This is a genomic window from Microbacterium sp. Leaf179 (genome assembly GCF_001423785.1).
In the GTDB taxonomy this organism is placed as follows: domain Bacteria; phylum Actinomycetota; class Actinomycetes; order Actinomycetales; family Microbacteriaceae; genus Microbacterium.
Genome location: NZ_LMPH01000001.1, coordinates 728,533 through 747,496, shown reverse-complemented (window position 1 = coordinate 747,496; position 18,964 = coordinate 728,533). Strand labels below are relative to the sequence as shown.

12 protein-coding genes are annotated in these 18,964 nt (G+C 73.4%); 1 reads left to right on the top strand and 11 read right to left on the bottom strand.

Features of this window, described 5'->3' with window-relative positions; translation table 11 throughout:
* Positions 1-114: 114 nt before the first annotated feature.
* From ASF96_RS03395 to ASF96_RS17315, 10 genes are all read right to left on the bottom strand, one after another.
* Positions 115-1,242: a hypothetical protein gene (locus ASF96_RS03395; RefSeq protein WP_055935956.1), complete on the bottom strand. Its 1,128-nt coding sequence runs from the start codon at positions 1,240-1,242 to the stop codon at positions 115-117.
* Positions 1,239-2,984 carry a DUF5684 domain-containing protein gene (locus ASF96_RS03390; protein WP_055935953.1) on the bottom strand — a complete coding sequence of 582 codons (1,746 nt, stop codon included), beginning with the start codon at positions 2,982-2,984 and terminating at the stop codon, positions 1,239-1,241. Before ASF96_RS03390 ends, ASF96_RS03395 begins: the two co-directional genes overlap by 4 nt.
* Positions 2,981-5,494 carry a transglutaminaseTgpA domain-containing protein gene (locus tag ASF96_RS03385; protein WP_082509254.1) on the bottom strand — a complete coding sequence of 838 codons (2,514 nt, stop codon included), beginning with the start codon at positions 5,492-5,494 and terminating at the stop codon, positions 2,981-2,983. The genes ASF96_RS03390 and ASF96_RS03385 overlap by 4 nt, the downstream gene beginning before the upstream one ends.
* A complete protein-coding gene (locus tag ASF96_RS03380; RefSeq protein WP_055935950.1) occupies positions 5,491-6,867 on the bottom strand; it encodes a DUF58 domain-containing protein in 1,377 nt (458 codons plus the stop codon). Before ASF96_RS03380 ends, ASF96_RS03385 begins: the two co-directional genes overlap by 4 nt.
* Before the next feature lie 43 nt (positions 6,868-6,910).
* Positions 6,911-7,876 carry an AAA family ATPase gene (locus ASF96_RS03375; RefSeq protein WP_055935947.1) on the bottom strand — a complete coding sequence of 322 codons (966 nt, stop codon included), beginning with the start codon at positions 7,874-7,876 and terminating at the stop codon, positions 6,911-6,913.
* Between the two features lie 66 nt (positions 7,877-7,942).
* A complete protein-coding gene (locus ASF96_RS03370; RefSeq protein WP_055935944.1) occupies positions 7,943-13,906 on the bottom strand; it encodes an Ig-like domain-containing protein in 5,964 nt (1,987 codons plus the stop codon).
* Positions 13,906-15,039 carry a serine/threonine-protein kinase gene (locus tag ASF96_RS03365; protein ID WP_055935941.1) on the bottom strand — a complete coding sequence of 378 codons (1,134 nt, stop codon included), beginning with the start codon at positions 15,037-15,039 and terminating at the stop codon, positions 13,906-13,908. Before ASF96_RS03365 ends, ASF96_RS03370 begins: the two co-directional genes overlap by 1 nt.
* Positions 15,040-15,204: 165 nt before the next feature.
* A complete protein-coding gene (locus ASF96_RS03360; protein ID WP_055833574.1) occupies positions 15,205-15,867 on the bottom strand; it encodes a hypothetical protein in 663 nt (220 codons plus the stop codon).
* Between the two features lie 103 nt (positions 15,868-15,970).
* A complete protein-coding gene (locus ASF96_RS03355; protein WP_055833572.1) occupies positions 15,971-16,453 on the bottom strand; it encodes a hypothetical protein in 483 nt (160 codons plus the stop codon).
* An 8-nt stretch (positions 16,454-16,461) separates the two neighbouring features.
* Positions 16,462-17,586, bottom strand: a complete 1,125-nt coding sequence (locus ASF96_RS17315) for a hypothetical protein (RefSeq protein ID WP_055935938.1) — start codon at positions 17,584-17,586, stop codon at positions 16,462-16,464.
* Positions 17,587-17,706: 120 nt separating this feature from the next.
* Between ASF96_RS17315 and ASF96_RS03345 the strand changes: the two genes are divergently transcribed.
* Positions 17,707-18,339: a hypothetical protein gene (locus tag ASF96_RS03345; protein WP_055935934.1), complete on the top strand. Its 633-nt coding sequence runs from the start codon at positions 17,707-17,709 to the stop codon at positions 18,337-18,339.
* 26 nt (positions 18,340-18,365) lie between these two features.
* Here the strand turns inward: ASF96_RS03345 and ASF96_RS03340 are convergent, their stop codons facing one another.
* Positions 18,366-18,962, bottom strand: a complete 597-nt coding sequence (locus ASF96_RS03340) for a hypothetical protein (RefSeq protein ID WP_055935931.1) — start codon at positions 18,960-18,962, stop codon at positions 18,366-18,368.
* Between the last annotated feature and the right edge of the window lie 2 nt (positions 18,963-18,964).

Here is an 18,964-nt window from a genome sequence, read left to right as displayed (position 1 = left end):
GAGGCATGACGCACGGCGCGCGTGAACGCACACCCGGTCAATGATACGCGCTCCCCGGGAGCGGGGCAAACGTGTGCAGTCCCTCGGGCTGGGAGTGTGCCGGGTGCCGGTCGCTCAGCCGAGCAGCAGCACCGCGGCGGCGACCGCGACACCCAGCAGCACGACGATCACGCCCGCGAGGATCAGTGCGCGGAGCGCACCGCGACGACCCGTGCGGCGACGGCTGGCGGGGACGTCGGTCTCGGAACGGACCGCGGATGCCGATGGGCGGCGTTCCACCCGCACCGGTTCGTCCGTGCGCGGGGCGTAGGCCTGCTGCTCCCCCGCGATCGGGATGTGCGCGGCGCGGACCGTGCCGGGCACCTCCCGGTCGGGCGCGACTCGGTCGGGCGCGATGCGAGCGGGCGCCTCGCGGTCGGGCGCCTCGCGGTCGGGCGCCTCGCGGTCGGGTGCCTCGCGGTCGGGTGCCGCGGCGCCGCCTGCCGCGCCGTCGGCCGCGCGCGCCGCGCGGCGACGAGCGCCCGAGGCGGTCTGGTCGTCGAGGTCGGGAGCGGGTGGCGTCGTGGGGGACGCGGCGTCGGGAGTGGCGGAACGTGCTCGCACGCCCGGTGCGGTGGTGTCGTCGAGGTCGGGGTCGACCGCGACGTGTCGGCGGCGGGTCGCCTCGTCGACGTCGGGGGGCGGGGCGGGGGTCGCGGCCGGAGCCGGACGGCGGCGCGTGACCTCGTCCATATCGGGGGCCGGGGCAGGGCGACGCCGTGTCGCCTCGTCGACGTCGGGGACCGACGCGGGACGGCGACGAGTCACCTCGTCGACATCGGGCACCGGCGCCGGGCGACGCCGTGTCACCTCATCGACGTCGGGGATCGACGCGAGCGGGCGGCGCGGAGCGGTCGTGGTCGAGGCGTCCGCCGGGTCATCGGCATCCACGGGGTCGACATCCGTCGGCGCCGCGCCCGGGTCGATGCGCGCGCTTCGCGGTACGACCGTGTCGTCGTCGAGGAAGGCAGGAGCCGACCGGAGCGTGTCATCGTCGACCTCGGGTCGCGCCGAACGCACCGTGTCGTCGTGGGCGAGGCGACCCGACACCACGGTGTCGTCGTCGAGGTCGGTCCCACCCGAGCGCACCGTCTCGTCGTCGACGTCTCCCTCGGGGACCGGGGCCGCCGGCCAGGGCCGCAGCCGACCGGACCAGATGGTGACCTCGTCGGGATCGTCGGGGCGGTCGTAGGGGCCGCTCACACGTCCCTCCGCGACAGACGCACCTCCGCGTCGCCGAGGAAGAAGCGTTCGCCGGCCTCGATCTCCTCCCCCGGAGGGGCCTCGACCTCGGTCCCCATGAGGGTGGCGAAGAGCACCCCGTTGGTCGAGTCGAGATCCGTCACGAACCAGGTGTCGCCGCGCAGCTCGAGGCGCGCGTGCGTCTTGGACACCGTGCGGGTGTCATCCGAGATCGGTACAAGCTGCGCGTCCGGGCGTGACGGGTCGAGGGCCGGGCGACGCCCCAGGATGACGACGGACGAGGTGAGGTCGACGGGGGCACCACCCGGCGGGATCAGTGCCCACGGGATGCGCTTGCGCCGCGTCACGACGGTGCGATCGAGCTCGTCGAAGTCGTCGTCGGCCTGATCGGACGGCACCTCCGGCTGGGTGTACAAGGCCGAGACCGAAGTGCGCGCCGATCGCGGCGACCCGGCATTCGGGGCCTCCGAGACCGCAGACACGGCCTCGGACAGCTCGGGGAAGTCGTCGGGAACGGCGCTGACCGCTGCGCGCGGCGCGGGGACGGGCTCGGGCGCCGGACGCGTGAGCGGAGTGCCCGACGCGGGCGTCGCGCCGTCGGCATCCGGTCGCGGCGTGCGCCGCGGCGGGTTCGCCCACGGAGCTGCCTCGGAACCGTCGGAGTCTTCGTCGACGCCGGCCGCCGACGCGGCATCGGGGAACGTCGCGGGAGGGGTCCACGCCGGGGCCGCGTCGCCGCGCGCCGGTGCGCCGGCAAGCGGGCGGTCGCTGACCGGGGAGAAGCCGTCGTCGCGAACGCGAGAGGCGTCGTCGTCGGTCTCGCGCGAGTCCGGTCGCACCTCACCGCGTGCCGAGGGGGCGGCCGCGGGCTCGCGCGGAAGAGAGGTCTCCCCGGTGGCGGGAGCCTCGTCGCGCAGGGCGTCGAGCACGTCGAAGACCGACGTCGGTACCGGCGGGGTCGGGGCGACGCGAGTCGGGGCGACGGGGGCGGGCTCGACGGCGGGCGACGCGGGCTGCGCGTCGGCCTCTGGGGTCGCGGTCGACGGGACGTCGGCGGCGGGCGGGAACCCGCTCGCGCGGCGCGGACCGTCGAAGTTCGCGGGGCGGAGGTCGGCGGGCGGGGCCCAGTCGCTCGGCGACGGGGCGGCGTCGGAGAGCGATCCGGAGGGGGCCGCGAACGGCACCGCGACCGGCGCCGTGCCCGGCACAGCGGCGGGCACGGACTCGGCCGGGCCCTCGGCATCCTGTTCACGGGCGGAGTCCGCGGGGTCGGGCGTCCAGCCACCGATCAGCGGCACGTACGGCCCGTCGAAGTCACGACCGCGGCGCGCTGGGGCGGAATCCTCGTCGACGGCCGAGCGGGGGGCGGCCGCGTCGTCGCCCTCCCAGCGCGCCGAGCCGAAGCCGAGGATGCTCGCCCAGATCACGGGGAACAGCGCACCCACGACGGTCATGCCCGCGCCGGCACCGAAGCCGACCGAGATCCGGTGCACCGCGACGATGCAGACGACGATGAAAGCGATCCCGCCGAAGATCGGAACGATGTTGAGCAGCACGAGCCACGGCGAGAAGCCGCCCAGCTTCAGCACCGTCGCGACGTTCAGGACGGGGATCCAGGCCTTCCACGTGGGCTCCCCGATCTTGCGGAAGACCGCGGCGAGCGCGAGCGCGAGCCAGAGGTAGAGGATGACGGCGAGCGCGAGCGAAGCCGCACCGAGGATCCAGCCGGTGGAATCGGTCATGTCGTGTCGCGTCCCGCCGGGGCGGTGGGACGCTTCCCCCTCTCGTCGCGATGCGGCGACCCCCGCCGCGGACGGCGTGGGGCGAGGAACCGCAGGAACGATCTCAACGATACGGCCGCGCGGACGCGCCGCCAGAAACCCCGCTGACGCAGCAGCACGCGGCGATCCGCGTCGACGATGCGCCAGAAGGCCGCGACCTCGTCGGCGCTCACCGCGGTGGGGGCGAACACCGCCCGATCGGCGTCTTCGGCCAGACGGGTCGCGGACGGGGTGGCGAAGGCTCGAGCCAGTTCGCTGCGGGTCGGCGCGAGGGGTACGGTCCGGCCGGCGTCGATGGCCGCGTCGACGTACTCGTCCCACCCGCCCGCGATGGCGGCACGCGGGTCGGGGTCGCGGCGGCGCCCGCGCCGGCGCAGCACCTTCGCGATGACGACGGCGAGGAACGGGCCGAAGAGCACCAGCAGCGCCAGCGCGGTGATCCCCGCCACCCGCAGCACGGGCCAGAGCCAGGCGAGATCGAGGCCGTCGTCGGCGGGGACGTCGTCGTCGAGCGCATTGTCTTCCTGCACGGGCGCCGGGGGCACCACTTCTTCGACGGTGTCCGGACGCACCTCGGTGACGTTCTCGGGGTCCTGCTGCTGCGTCACCTCGAGACTCGGCGACTGCTCCCACTGCGGCGTGACGTCGATGGCGGCCCACCGCCCGTCGACGCCCTGCACCTCGGTCCACGCGCTCAGATCACGGGCGCGGCACTCGCCGGCCGCGCACGTGGACAGCTCGGCGTCGGCCGAGACGAGGCGCGTGCCCACCACGACCCGCGCGGGGAATCCCAGCTCGTGCGCGATGAGGGCGGTCGCGACGGCGAACTGCTCGTCGTCGCCGACGGCGGCGACGAAGTTGCCCGAGGTTTCGGCCCGCGGATCTTCTTCCCGCTCCAGCAGTCGCTCGAACATCGCGTCGATGCGGGCCAGCGAGTGCCCGGAGGCGCTCGGCTGCACCTGGTACCCGGGAAGCTCGGCCGCCCAGGCCGGGGTCGCCGAGCCCTGCGGCGCGAGACTGTGACTCAGGTATCCGCGCGCGCGGAGCATCTGCACCAGCGACTGCAGGGCGGCCCCGTCGGAGCCGGCGGCGTGCTCCTGCACCCAGCGCCGAAGGTTGTCTCCGCCCGACACCCCGTCGGCCACGCCCGGCGGGGTCAGGCTCGCGAGGTCGACGGCCTCCGGTTCGACGGCCGACAGCCGGTAGCGGTCGCCCTCGCTCAGGCCTCCGTCGGCGGTCTGGACGCCGGCTTCGGCGGCGGCGCTGTAGTAGAACCGGTCGGCGAGCAGGGTGCGCCGGTCCCCCTCGAACGTCACCGAGGCGAGGCTCCCGGCGGTCGGCATCCAGATTCCGTCGCCGTCGACGATCTCGACGTCGGCGTCGACGGAGCGTCCCTCCCCCGCGTCGCGCACCGACGGCAGGCGAAGGAAGCCCCCGCCCGTGTCGCCGGAGGCGCGGAAGATCTCACCGTCGTACGTGTCGAGCGTCGCGACACGGATGCGCTCGGGCAGGGAACCCTCGCCGCTGACGCGGAACAACACGTCATCGGCGCGGGCGTCGGCGAACATCGCGCGGTACTGGGCCAACGGGCTCACCGCCTCGGCGATCTGGGCGTCGGGGCCGGCGGCGGAGCGCAGCACCTGCCGGTCGGCATCCCGCGCCACCCACGGCACGACCGCGGTCGTCGCCACCACCGCGACCCCGAGCATCGCCACCGCGAGAGCTGCGCGGCGACGGTCGGTGGCCGACCTGCCGGGCGCGACGGGAGCCGCCGACACGTCGCTCGCCCGCTGCAGCGCGCGGAGGCGCTCGTCGTGCGCGCGCCACGCCAGCCACAGCACCGCCACCAGCAGGGCGCACAGTCCGACCGCCGTCTCGACCGGTGACGCCAACGTCAGCGGACCGACGACGAGGGGCGCGCTGGTCGCGGTGCGGCCGAAGAACAGACCGAAGCCGACCATGGCCAGACCGCTCACGACGGCACCGGTCGCGCGACGGTCGCCGCGCCACGCCAGCGCGAGGGTCGCCCCCGTGCCGACCAGGAAGACGACGAGGGCGGGGACGAGCAGGTTGCGGTACGAGCCGACCGGCAGGTCGACCGTGACCAGGTCCTTCCACGCGACGACGAGCCCGGCGAGGGCCTCTCCGAGGCCGCGCAGCACGTCGAGCGGCGAGGTGAGGCGCGACGGCACGGCGAGCGGGACGGCGAGGAGCACGAACGCCCCCGCCAGACCGCCCGCGAGCGCCCACCCGCCCCCGCGCCGCCACGCGACGAGGGCGACCACCGCGGCCGCGACGATCGACGCCCCCACGACCAGCACGAGGAACGACGCCGACGCGTAGATCGGCCACGCCGCGACCGCCGCCAGCACGATGCATGCGGCGGTGAACAACGCCCCCGCGACCCGTCGCGGAACCGACGACGCCTCGCGTCGACGACGGGCCGAGGTGTCTCGGCGCCGCGCGCTCATGACGCGGCTCCCCGCGCGAGCAGTCCGGACAGATCGTCGAGGGTGCCGATGGTCAGCACCGTCAGACCCGCGATGCTCTGCATGCGCGGGTGAGCGCGTTCGTCGCAGATGACGGCGGCGACGGCCGTGTCGACCGGGAACGCCAACGCGGCCTGCCGCAGACGCCCGAGCGGGACGGCCGACCCGACGACGACGAACGCGATCGAGAGGCGCTCGTTGGCTTCGGATGCCAAACGGCAGACGTCTTCGACCGGCATCGTGTTCTCGTGCCGGTCGAGTGCGCTGAACCCGTCGAGCAGAGCACGCGGCGAGATCACCGGCACGTGGCGGATCGCGCGCAGGCGCCCCTTCACCACGCGCGGGATCTCGGACCCGGTGACGATGTCGATGTCGCGCGCGTCGCGGACCGCCCGGATACCCAGCGAGGCGGCGGCCGACACCGCGAGCTCGTACTCGTCGGCATCCGCGTACTCCTGGGTCGCGGCGGCGAGCACCACCGCCATGCGCGAGCGACGGGACTCCTCGTATTGGCGCACCATCAGCCGGCCCGTCTTCGCCGTCGACTTCCAGTGCACCTGACGCCGGGAGTCCCCCGGAACGTATTCGCGGATCGCGTGGAACGACATGTCGGCGTCGACCAGGCGGCGGGTGGCGTTGCCCTCGAGGTCGCGCATGAGGCCGGCGCTGGTGGAGGGGAGCCCCACCGTACGGGGGTGCACGAACACCTCGTGCACGTCGTCGAAGGCGTGCTCACGTCGGAGCAGACCGATCGGGTCGCTGCGCACGGTGGTGACGGGGCCGACCCGCACGACACCGCGCGGAAGCGGCGGGATCTCGAGCGGCTCGGTCGTGTCCTGACCCGGGCGGAGCAGCGGCACGCCGAACTCGACGAGCCCGCGACCGACCGGGATGTCGAGACGACCGGGGAGCGTGGGGCGCGCACTCTCGTTGCGCACGACGATCTCGCCGGTCACCCCGTGGCCCGCGACCACGCGTTCGTGGGTGAGGGCCAGGTCGACGGCGTACGCGCGCGCGCCGAACAGGAACGGCACGGCCATCACCAGCAGCAGCAGGGCGGCGCTGCCCGCGACCATCCACTCGACCCAGCCGAAGATCAGTCCGAACGCCAGCCCGAGCGAAGCGGCCACCACGACCACGGCACCGGCCGGGCGCACGGTTCTGCCCGCCCACCGCGCAGCCGCGGCCACCGCCTCGGTCGCCACGCGCCAGGCCTCGGCGACCTGCACGACCGCGCGCACGATCCGGCGCTGCCGGCGGGTCGACGTCGAGGTGATCGACGTGCGCGAGCCGGCCGCCATCGTGCCGGCCGACGTGCGCGTCAGACGCGACTCGGTGAGGTTCACATCGGGCATGACCCGACCCCCGGGGGTGCGGATGCCACGGCCACCGCCATCGTCACGCGCTTTCGCGCTGCGTGGGCGGCAGGGTGTCGAGCAGCACCTGACCCACGACGGCCTCCTGCGTCACGCCGTCGAACTCCGCCTCGGGGTGAAGGATCAGCCGGTGCGAGAGCACGGGCACGGCGAGCGCCTTCACGTCGTCGGGGGTCGCGTACGTGCGGCCCTGCGACGCCGCACGGGCGCGCGTCGCGCGGGTGAGGGCCAGCGCACCGCGGATGCTGACGCCGAGCCGCACCTCGTCGGCCGTGCGGGTGGCATCCACGAGTCGCACGATGTAGTCGAGCACGAGCGCGTCGACGTAGACGGATGCCGCGAGGTCGGCCATGCCGACGAGCGCCTGCGGCGTGATGATCGGGCGGAGGTCGGCCGTGGCGACGGCGCCGCCGTCGAGGATGCGGAGGGTCGCGGCGTGGTCGGGGTAGCCGAGAGAGGTGCGCAGGAGGAAGCGGTCGAGCTGCGCCTCGGGCAGGCGATAGGTGCCGGCCTGCTCGACGGGGTTCTGCGTCGCCAGCACGAGGAACGGCACGCCGACCTCGCGCGAGACGCCGTCGATGGTGACGCTGCCCTCTTCCATGACCTCGAGCAGCGCCGACTGCGTCTTCGGGCTCGCGCGGTTGATCTCGTCGGCGAGGACGATGTTGGCGAAGATCGGGCCGGTGTGGAACTCGAACGAGCCCGTCTTCTGGTCGTAGACCGTGATGCCGGTGATGTCGCCCGGGAGCAGGTCGGGGGTGAACTGGATGCGGGTGTTCGTGCCCTGCACCGACTGCGCGACGGCGCGCGCGAGCGAGGTCTTGCCCGTGCCGGGGACGTCTTCGAGCAGCACGTGTCCGTCGCTGAGCATGGCGGTGAGCACCAGTTCGACCACGTGCCGCTTGCCGAGGACGGCGCGCTCGACGTTGTCGGCGATCTGCGAGAAGGTCTGGGAGAACCAGGTGGCCTGCTCCTGGGTGATCGTCATGTCGGTGGTGTCTTCCTGTGGCGGGGGGGGCGGGGTGTCGGGTGCCGGACGTCGGCGGACGGGGCGTCAGTCGGGCGGGGTGTCTTTGGGAGGCTGGGAGGGCTCGGCGGCCTTGCCGGGATCGCAGGAGCCGTTGACCTCGAGAGTCGCGGATTCGAGCCCCCAGTCGCGCGACGACCAGTCGATCTTGACGGTCACGCCCGTGACGCTGACGGCGCCGCGGGGAACGGTGCGGGGATCGTCCTGGGGGTCGAGCTTCTTGCCGTTCTTGTCGCGGTAGGTCGCCCCGGCGTACGACGGGGTTCCGTTGCCGATGCCGTTGCTGGTGTCCCACTCCGCTTTCAGCTGGCTCCCGGCGACGCAGGAGTCGATGGAGGCGCGGGCCTGCACCTGGTAGGGCGCGCTGCCGGAGGCCGCGTCCACCGAGCCGCGATTCGACCGCGTCGGCCAGACCTTGTGCTGGAAGTAGACGCCTATGTTCGGGTCGCGGTCGTACACGCTGGTTCCGGGACCCCAGTTCTCGTAGACGGTCTCGTTGTTGCGCGGAGGATCGTCACCCTCCTGGATGCCGCTGATCCGCCAGTACGCCTCGTCGCCCTCCACGTCGGGGCTCGCTCCGACCCGGAAGGTGTACCCGCGCGGGGCGGTGGGGTCTTGCGTGGCGTCGACCGACTTCTCGATGGTCTCCGACCCGTACACGCGCCCGTCGTAGACCGAGTCGACGCACAGCCGCACCGTGTACGTCTGGCCGTCGTCCTTGCCGGGGAACTCGGCGCGCTTCTTCTCGCCGTCGACACGGCAGGCGCCGTCGAGGGCGAAGCCGTAGCGCAGGGTCGAGTCGTCGCCGTTGGTCGACGCGGAGCCCTCGGCGCTGATCGTGACCTTTCCGCCTCCGGTCTGCGTCGATGTGAGTTTCAGCTCCAGCTGCGTGGGCTTTCCCACCCCGTGGGCCGTGAACACCAGCGCCTGCCCGGTCTGCGATCCGCCGAGCCCGGGGGGCACCGTGAAGCGCGAGATGGGCGTGACCGACACCTCGGTGCCGGTGTTGCTGCCGACGGTGAAGCCCCGCAGCGTGACGCTGTCTTGATTGCGGCCGACGTCGACCTTCTTCGTCTCACCCGAGGCGCTCTTGACCTCGAGCGTGCCGGTCTCGGCCGATTCGATGCCGGTGATGGTCAGGTCGGCGACCTTGCCGTCGCCCCCGGTCTGCACGGGCTCGAAGCTCGCCCCCGCCGGGCGGTTGGGGGTGTCATAGGCCCAGGCGGTCGTGCGCACCGACGCAGTGGACTCCCCCACGCTGTTCACGGCGTTGACGACGTACTCGCGCTGCTCCCCGTTGGGGGCGGCGATGGTCGGGCAGGCGCCGTCGGGGCCGCACTGCGCGACGACCTCGCCGCGCCACCGCACCGTGTAGCCGGCCAGTGACGGGTAGGCGCGACGGGCCTCGCCCGGGTCGATGCGCAGGGTCACCGAGCCGTCGGAGTACGCGGTCTGCCGCACGCTCGCGGGGCCTCGAGGGTAGCCCAGCAGGTCGAGCACGACCCGCGCGTCGCGGGTGGCGGCGGTGGTGCGCCCCTGCGCGTCGCGCAGGGTGACGCTGGCGCTGCAGGTCGCACCGGGAGCATCGGCCGACCACGACGCGACGATGCTGGACGACGACGCCACCGAGAAGTTCACCCCGGTGCACGAGGCCGTCGGGCGCACGCCCAGGACCTCGAGCGGCGTGCGCGGCAGCGGGTTGACCTCACCCGTGATGCCGATGACGCCGATGCTGCAGCTCGACCCCGAGGCCTGCGAGCACTGCGACGACGTCGTGCCACCCTGCGGCAGGGTCGAGGGGGCCGCGCCCACGCGCAGCACGAGTCGGGCCGGGGCGACGGCGTTGTGGCTGGTGACCGAGATGATGGCGGCGTTGTCGGTACCCGGCACGGCGCGGTCGGTGCCGGTCACGGTGACCGTCGACCCGTCGAGCGCGACCTGGAAGGCCGAGCCCGAGTACTCCAGCGCGTAGCGGATCGCGCCCCAGTCCTCACGCCCCAGCTGCCACGAGGTCATGTTGCGCAGGTCGAAGGTCGCCGTCTCGCCCGGTCCGACGCTGAGCGCGCCCGGCCGCAACTCGGGCTGGGGATCGCGGGCGATCACACCGATCGGCACCGAGAGCACGGTCCAGTCCTGCGTGCCGGCGACCCGCACGGGCACCTGGCACGCATCGGTCCAGGGGGAACCGGTACCCGCGTCGTAGCGCACCACGGATCCGGTCACGCTGCAGCGGCCCTCGGCGCGGGCCCCGGTGGTCGTGACGTCGGGGCCGACTTCGAGGGTCGCGCGTCGAGGGAGGGCCACCAGCGAGGCCATGTCGAACTCGACCGAGGCGAGCTCGTCGACGCGCTGGGCCATGCCCGGGCGCAGCGACAGGCTCAGATCGTCGTCGCCCGGCACGCGCAGGAACGCGTACGTGGTGACGTCGGTGTCACCCGAGCGGCCCGAGACGGCGAACGGGATGACGCGGCGGGTGGCGGGCAGCTCGCCCGAGATCTTCCGCCCGTCGACGCGGAGGTCGGCGGGCTGTCCCCACAGCGCCACGTCGAGCGACCCGACGTCGCCCGCCGACCAGGTCGCCTTGCCCGCGAGCACGTCGACGCCCGAGGTGAAGTCGTCGCGGTTCTCGACGGTCAGCACGGTGTCGGCGACGACGGGGTAATCGGGCACGCTCTCGCGCACGACCTTCACCACGATGAGCCCGCGCCCGGTGTTGCCCGAGTCCGACTCGACGTCGTAGAGGAACGACATCGTGCCGGGCGACTCACCGGCGCGCAGGACCACGCCCGTGTCGGTCAGTGTCCGCACGAAACCGTTCAGGCGCGCGTACTCCGGGTTGTCGCTGCCGTCGACCAGGGTCTGCGGCAGATCGGGGCGCACCCCGGTGAGCGTGAGGCGGCCCTGCGTGGGGTCGATGTCGTTGGCCAGGGGACTGACGCGGATCTCGCTGTCGGCCCCCGCCTGCACCTGCACGTAGTCGGTGAAGGTGATGGGACTCGGGTTGGCCTCGGCGTCGAGGACTCCGATGCGCACCGTGCCCTCACCGGTCGCGCCGGAGGTGTCGGAGACCCGGTAGCGGAACGTGATCTGCCCCCGGTCGCCCGGTACCGACGAGTAGACGATCGACGAACCGTCCGGCGTCACGGATGCCGTACCCCGGTCGGGCTGGCTCACGATGCGATCGAGGGTGACGGCGTCGCCGTCGGGGTCGACGCCGAAGCCGTGGAACTCCACCGTGGTCGTCCCGCCGCTGAGGACGCGGCCCTCGAGCGTGTCGGGCAGCGGGGCGCGGTTGGCCTCGCCGCCGAGCACCGTGATGCGCACCGTCGCCTCGTCCCAGAGCGCCGGGGTGCCGGTCGTGAAGACGCGGTAGGTCACCTCGTACGACCCCGGCGCGGTGGGAGCGAGGTAGCGCAGCACCCCGGCCGACGCGAAGGCCAGCGCGTCGCTGGCCGGCTGAGCCTGCACGCTCGACGGGTCGAGGGTGGGTCGTCCCCCGGCGGGCGAGATGTCGTTGTCGAGCACGGGGATGTCGATCTGCGCGCCCGCGCGCACCGTCACGGTGTCGTCGACCGCGATGGGCGCGATCTCGGGGGCGGGCGGAAGGAGGTACACGGTGGCCTCGCCGGTCACCCGGGATCCCTCGTCGTCGGTGCCGTCGCTGACGGTGTACCCCACCGTTCCGAGCAGACCCGCGCTGCCGTCGGCCGTGCTGCCCGAGACGCGCAGATCGTTCTGCCCGACGGTGTCCACGGTCAACGACGCGCCGTCTTCGGCGGCCGGCTGCACGTCGCTGAGCAGCAGGACTCGGCCGGTGGGGTTGGACACGGCCGAGAACACGTCGAGAGTGGCGTCTTCTTGCGGTCGCACGAACGCCACGACCGGCGAGGTCGACAGCTGCGCGGGGGCATCGCCCGGGAGCAGCGTGATGCGCGCGGTGCCGTTGGCGTCGCGTCCTCCGCCGTTGACGGTGAAGTCGACGCGGTAGACCCCCGGCTGCGACGCCGAGAAATCGAACGTGGTGCTGCCGCCCACGACGGTGGCGTTGGCGGTGGCCTCGTCGAGCACGCGCACCGAGGTCAGGGTGACGTCACCGGCCGTTCCCGTCACGTGGGGCCCGACGTCGACGGTCAGCGACGAGCCGGCGGTGTCGAGCCGGGTGAACGACTGCACGGCCAGGGTGGGGTCGGGCGCCACCCGGATGATGAGCGGCTTCGTCGTGGTCGCTCCCGCGGTATCGGCCACGGTGACGTCGAGCTGGACGTTCTGCTCGCCGCCGGAGCCGTCGTCGGCGTGCTGGTAGACGACGTCGCCGGCGGGGGTCGCGGCGACCGTGCCGACGCCGCCCGGGTTGTCGACCGACAGCAGCAGCAGCGGGTCTCCGTCGGGGTCGACCCACCCGGGCAGCACCGGGACGGTGATGGTGCCCCCGCGCGCGACCTCGGGGGTCGGCCACTGCTGCAGACACGTCTCGACGCCGCACCAGACGGGGGCGGAGTTCGTGTCGGCGGGCGAGACGGAGAGGGTCACGGTGGTGGGGGGCGAGGTGAGCCCATCGGCCGTGGTGCCGTCGGTCACGGCGTACGAGAACGTCGCCGTCCCGGTCGCCCCGGGCGTCACCCGCACGGCCAGGCGCTGCCCGGCGTCGGTGACGGTGAGGGAGCCGAAGCCGGGGTCGAGACCGGTGACGCTCTCGGCCACGATGCTCAGCACGTCTTCGTTCGGGTCGTGGTCGTTCAGCAGCACCGGAAGCGTGACGAGGCGCCCGGCGCGCACGCCGAAGGAGTCGGGTTCGGCGACGGGCGGCTTCGGGTCGAGCACGACGCTGAGCTGTTCCTCGCTCTGGACGGCCGCCTGCTCGGTGCGGTCGTCGAGCGACCAGTTCTGGCTGGAGGCCACGAGGGCGCCGTCGGGCACCGTCCACACCCACCCCGATCGCGTCTCGTTGAGGATCACGGCGTGGTCGGTCGCGACGAAGACCGGTCGCCGTTGGTCGGGCATGGTCGCCCCGCCGTAGTCGAGGTCGGTCTCGCCCTGGTCGGAGCGCCACAGCGTGCCGCGCGCGTCTCCGGGCAGCAGCCATGCCGCGTACGCGACGCCCTGGTGGGTGAGCGGTCGCGCGGGCTGACCGAGCACGGCGCCGCCACCGCCCACCTCGCGACGGGGTTCCGATCCGTCGGCGGGAACGCTCCACAGCGACTGTTCGTCGGCGATGTACACCGACCGCGCATCGGCGTCGGCCTCACCGACGACCGTCTGCTCGCCCGTGTCGATGTCGACGGGGTCCGCCCCTCGGACCCAGACGCGTCCGGCGTCGGGGTCGACGAGCACCCAGGCGTCTCCCGCCGCCGACAGCACGGGGGCCGCCACGTCGACGTCGAGAACATCGCGGGCTCGAACCTCGTCGGCCTCGAGGTCGTATCGGATGACCGAGGCGTCCGCCGAGGAGTACGCGAAGAGCATTCCCCTCGCGTCGAGCGCGATGGCATCCGCGGTGTAGGACTGGGCGCCCTCGTCGCCGGCCGTTCCGAAGGGATCGAGTTCGGTCGTGCTCTGACCGGCCCGACTCAGCCGACCCGCGAACAGCGTGCCGGTGTCGGTGCGGTACACGGCGTAGTCGCCCGCCGTCACCACCGACGTCGTGCCGGCCGGGGTGTCGGGCGCGGACTCGAGCTGCTCCCGCTGCAGATCGATCGGCTGGGCCTCATCGATGCGGGTGAGCTTGCTGAAGCTGTCGGTGAAGAGGTACGCCCCGTCGCCGCTCTGGGCCACCTGGCTGGGGTTGCCCGCGGTGCGGACGGTGTCGAGCTCGCCCACCGTCGTGTTCACGCGGGCGTACCGCTGCCCCTCGCCCGTCTGCAGCGCCCACACCGACGTGTCGACCTCGGGCGTCTGCTGGGCGTCGAGACCGGGCCAGACGATGCTGGCGGTCACCACGAGGGCGACGGCCGCGAGGCTCGAGCCCAGACCGACGAGGGTACGGCGCTTCATCACAGCACCCCCGTGGCGTAGAGCGCGGCCACGGCGACGGCGCCCGCGGTCACGAGCGTGGCGCCGGCCAGCACCCAGGGCAGCACCCGGTACGTCGGCGAGGCGGGAGAGGCGATGTCGGTGTCCTCGTCGCGCGCGAGACCCGCCATGCCCGACGCGCCGCGGACCTTGCGGGATCCCTCGCGTTCGAGGCGCGAGCGCACCGGCCCGCGCTGGGTGGCGTCGGCGAAGTCGACCGTGCGCGCACCGGGCGTCCACTCGGCCGCCGGCACCTCGAGCGGAGTGGCCGGCGATCCGAGCTCGGACTGCACCCGCTGCAGGGCCTCGCCGAACGCGCGGGCACTGGGTTGGCGATCACCGGGGTTGCGCGACATCGCCGTCGCCAGCACCGCCTGCAGCGAGGGCGGGACGTCGGTGCGCGAGATGTCGGTGTACGTCGCCCGGGCGATGCGGCGGCGCAGCTGCTCGCGCGAGTTCTGCCCGCGTTCGCGGCGCTCGAAGGGGCTGTGCCCCGCCAGCAGCGAGTACACGGTGGCCCCGAGGCTCCACACCTCGCTCGCGACGGTTCCGGCGGTCTGCTCCGCGACCACCTCGGGAGCGCTCCACGGCACCGACATCGCCAGCATCTCGTCGGCACCGTGCGGCGCGAGCGACGACGAGATGCCGAAGTCGGCGAGCACCGGGGCACCGAAGGTGGTGACGAGGATGTTGCTGGGCTTGACGTCGCGGTGGATGAGCCCGGCGTGGTGGGCCGACTCGAGGGCTCCCGCCATGCGCACCCCGATCGAGAGCACCTCGGCCACGGGCATGCGCTCGACGCGGTAGCGCTGCGCCAGCGACCCCGGGCAGAACTCCATGACGATGTAGGGCCGCCCGTCGGCGGAGATGCCCGCCTGGTAGACGGTCACGATCGACGGGTGCGCCGACAGGTGCGCGAGCACGTCGGCTTCGGCGTTGAACATGCGCAGCAGGTCGGCGTCGCGCGCATCGCTGGGCAGGACCTTGACCGCGACGTCGCGGCGGGGCATGTCCTGCCCGTAGAGGAAGACGTCGGCGAAGCCGCCCGAGCCGAGCGGGCGGATGTAGGCCAGCCCGGGCAGGATGGGCGGCGACGACGGAAGCCGCTGCGGCATCGAGCCCCCTCCCGGACGACGCGCCCGCGACTCAGCGGGCGGACAACTGGAGCATGCTAACAAAAGCGCCTTTGTGTGCCCCGCAGCTCGTCCCCACCACCCCTCCCCCACAGCACGCCGCGAGCGCCGCGACCGCCTCGGGGAGCGTTTCCCGGGCCGTGAGATTCAGGATGCCGAGGGGCCCGGTTCGCGCGGATCGAACGGGGCGTCGAGCGAACGCGTCAGGTCGTCGAGCATCGCGGCGATCTGCGGTTCCACGTACTCGGCGACCGCCGCCTGGATGCGCAGCCGATGATGCAGCAACACCGTGCACACCTCGCGACCGATCATGTTGGCGTAGTCGTCGGCGAGGCCCACCTCTTGCCGCAGCGCCGCCTTCGCGGCATCCGACAGCGGGGGCAGGACCGGAAGCGACGCCTCCTCCTCGGCGGCCAGGCCCGTCAACGTGAACAGGAACGGCGAACCCGGCTCGGGGTCGGGGTCGAGCGGCATCCCCTCGAACTCCGGCTCGAGCCCCTCGGCCGGCCGATACGACCGCCGCCGGTTGCGATCGGCCTGCTGATCGAGCTCGTTCTGCAGCATGGGGAGGTTTCGGGCGGTGTAGTCGGCGACCGCGTGATCGACGATGGCCTTCACCCGCGTCGACAGGCCGTGCTGCACCCCGTGGGGCACGTCGGACCCGAGCCCCGCCGCCGAGAGCACGGGCGAACCGAAACAGCGACGGCACGGGGCGACCCGGCCGCGGTGATGCGCGGGCTCCCACCGGGGCAGCCAACGCAGCCAGGCATCCACCGCCTGACCGACCTGGCTTTCGAGCGACCGCTCCACGGCCCCTACGCTAGTGCGACACGCCCGGAGAAGTCAGGATGCCGCGACCGGGCGCGTCGGCATCCCCGGGCGGCACGACAGGCCCGCCCCGGTCGTCGACGTCTCAGCGCGTCTCGTCGTCGTCTTCCCAGCGCCACCGCGGGCCGTTCGACCGCGAGCGGACGAGCAGCACCCCGAACAGGCCCGCCAGCAGGCCCGCACCCGCGACGACCGCACCCGGGAAGCCGAGGGCGACGCTGCCGGCGGCGGCGAGCCCGCGGGCGGGGTCGGCACCCCCGACGATCGCGCCGACGACGATCCCGAGCACCTCGCCGACGTACGCGCCGACCGCACAGGGCACCGCCGTCAGGTACCCCGGCGGGTCGGCGCGCAGGCCCCACCACAGCACGCCGGCGAACGCCAGCAGCGCCAGCAGCTGCCCGATCACGCCGGGGATCGCGCCGAGCCCGCGCACGGGGATGACGTCGGCGTCGAGCACGAGGCTCATGACACCGAGCCCGCCGATCGACAACGCGATGAACGTCACCGACGCGAAAACGACCGCGACCGGCGGGGTCACCCCGGCCGGTCGCGGTTCGTTCGTCATGGCATCCGTCAGCCCGCGAGCTGAGGACCCGCTTCGAGCGTGCGCTCGTACTCGCGCTGCGCCTCGGCGTTGATCTCGGTGACGCGGCGACCGCGCGCGGCGACCCACGCACCGAACCAGATCGTCAGCTCACGGCCGAGCACGAAGGCGACGATGGCCAGGGGCACCAGCGCGTTGTCGCGGAGAAGTTCGGCCGACGCGCGCGCGGTGACCATCCAGAACGGGGCGGCCAGCAGCACGCCGAGCAGGTGCCCGAGCCACGCGATGACGCCCACGACGAGGCCCCAGACGACCCAGTGCCCCCAGCGTCCACGGTTGATGAGCGCGCCGAGGAACCAGAAACCGAAGTAGAACGCGACGGTCGGCACCCACAGGCCCCAGGTGGCCAGCGTCGACAGCGCGGCCTGGCCGAGGTCGGCGACCTGCACGTCACCGGTCAGCAGACGCAGACCGAGCGTGGCCGCCAGGTACAGCACGGCGAAGACGAGGGCGGCGAGCAGGCCGATCGCGCCGGCCGCGCCGCGGTTGCCGCGCGGGCGAGGCGCCTCGGGTGCCTGCACGAAGATGGGCTGAGGGCCCCCGACGACGCGGGTGGGCTCGTCGGCGACGGAGGACGCGACGGGGGTGGTCGCCGCGGTGGCGGCGCCGGCGGCGGTGACCCCCGCGGCGGCGGGATACGCCGTCGTGCGGTCATCGTCGTACCGGGGCGCCTCGGTGGTGGGCGTCGTGTCGGATGTGCGCGAGGTCGTGGTGGGCTCCGGCTCGGCCGACGCGGCGTAGGCGGCCCAGCGGGCGTCTTCGTCGTCGAGGTCGCCGGAGGACGAACCGGCGGATGCCGACGCGGTCACCGGCTCGACCGGAGACGCGTCGTGCACCACCGGGGCGGGGTGTTCGCCCCGCGCCGACGAGTCGCCGGCGTCCTGGTGCTCGACCGGGGCGTGCTGGCCGAGGGAGGTGGCGTCGCGCTCGTGCGCCTCGCGCTCGTCCCAGGCGGCCTCGGCGACCGCCGGGTCGACCGCGTCACGACGGGCGGCTTCGGCATCGGCGAGGCCTTCGTGGGCCTGCCCGACGACGTCGCGCGGCTCATCCTTGGGCTCGTCGACGGGGTTGCCGTACGACTGGTGGTCGCTCATCGGTGTCTCCTCACGCGGTGCTTGCGGCGCAAGGCTATCCCGGGCACCGCGCCCGAGCGCGCAGGCGTGCCGTGCGATCCGCGTCTCGACCGTGTCTGCGGCGGCGCTTAGGGTGTTCCCATGCCCCGTCGCCCGTTCCTCCAGGTCGCCACCATCGCGGTGATCGGCGTCGCCGCGCTGGCACTCAGCGCGTGCGCCCCCGAGACCGGCGGCGACGCCGCGCCCGCGAGCCCCAGCGCCGCGGCGACGAGCGCGAGCCCGACACCGATCCCCACGATCACCCCGTCCGCGAAACCCGTGACCCTTCCCACCGACTGCCGCGCCCTGCTGTCGGCCGACGTGCTGGCCCAGCTCGGATCCACGCCGCTGAACGATCCGGCGGCCGGCCCCTCGGGCACGCTCGACGACGGCACCCTCGTGTGCATCTGGCGCGACCCCGCCGCCGACACCACGGGACTCGTCACCCGCATCTCGGCGATGGACCGCGGACCCGCCCTCGACATGTTGAACGACCTCGTGGCCACGCAGGGCTTCAGTTGCTACACGCCCGACGACGGCACGCGCTGCGAGAAGACCTGGATCAACGACACCTACCCCGTCAACGACGGCCGCACCCTCTTCTGGCGCGACGGCGTGCTCATCGACACCCAGTACTCGAACCTTGCCCCCACGGGCTACACGGCGAGCGTCATCGCCTCGATCTTCCCCGCGGCGACCCCGTCGCCCACGGCATCCCCCTCACCGTCGGCCTGAGCGCCCCCTTCGCGCGCGGAGGAGTACTACTCGCCGAAGGCGTGGGATGCCACGATCGCGGCGTAGTCGGTCGGCATCCACCCCGAGAGGGTCGATGAGACCCAGCGGTCCGCGCGCAGGTCGTGCACCTCGACGAGATCCCCCACCTGCCGCTCGCAGTGCGTCGCGGCCTCGGCGGTCTCGCAGTCGAAGCCCTGTGCCGTCAAGACGGCGGGCACGGCCGTCGCCGCCTCGGGCGTCACGGTCGACACGGTCGTCTCGACGAAGCGTCCACTCTCGCCCCGCCAGTGGCACGTCACCACGACGGTCGGAGACGCCGCCGCCACGGCCTCGGGCGTCGACAGCGCCGGCGTGCGCCGCTGGGACAGCAGGGCCTCGGGCGACCAGACCAGCGACGACCAGAGGGGCTGCGAGTACAGATGCCGACAGTCTTCGGCGGGCCCGACCGGCTCGGGAGCGGCGGCGGGCGAGGACGAAGTGGCGGCGCGGAGGGTGTCACCGACGAACGTGACCAGCGCGGGGACCCCGGGGGCCGCGAGCACGAAGAGCGCGGCGACGGCGGCCGCCGACAGCAGTCCGGCCGGCCATGCGAGCCAGAGGCTCCGCCCCCCGATTCGAGCCATTC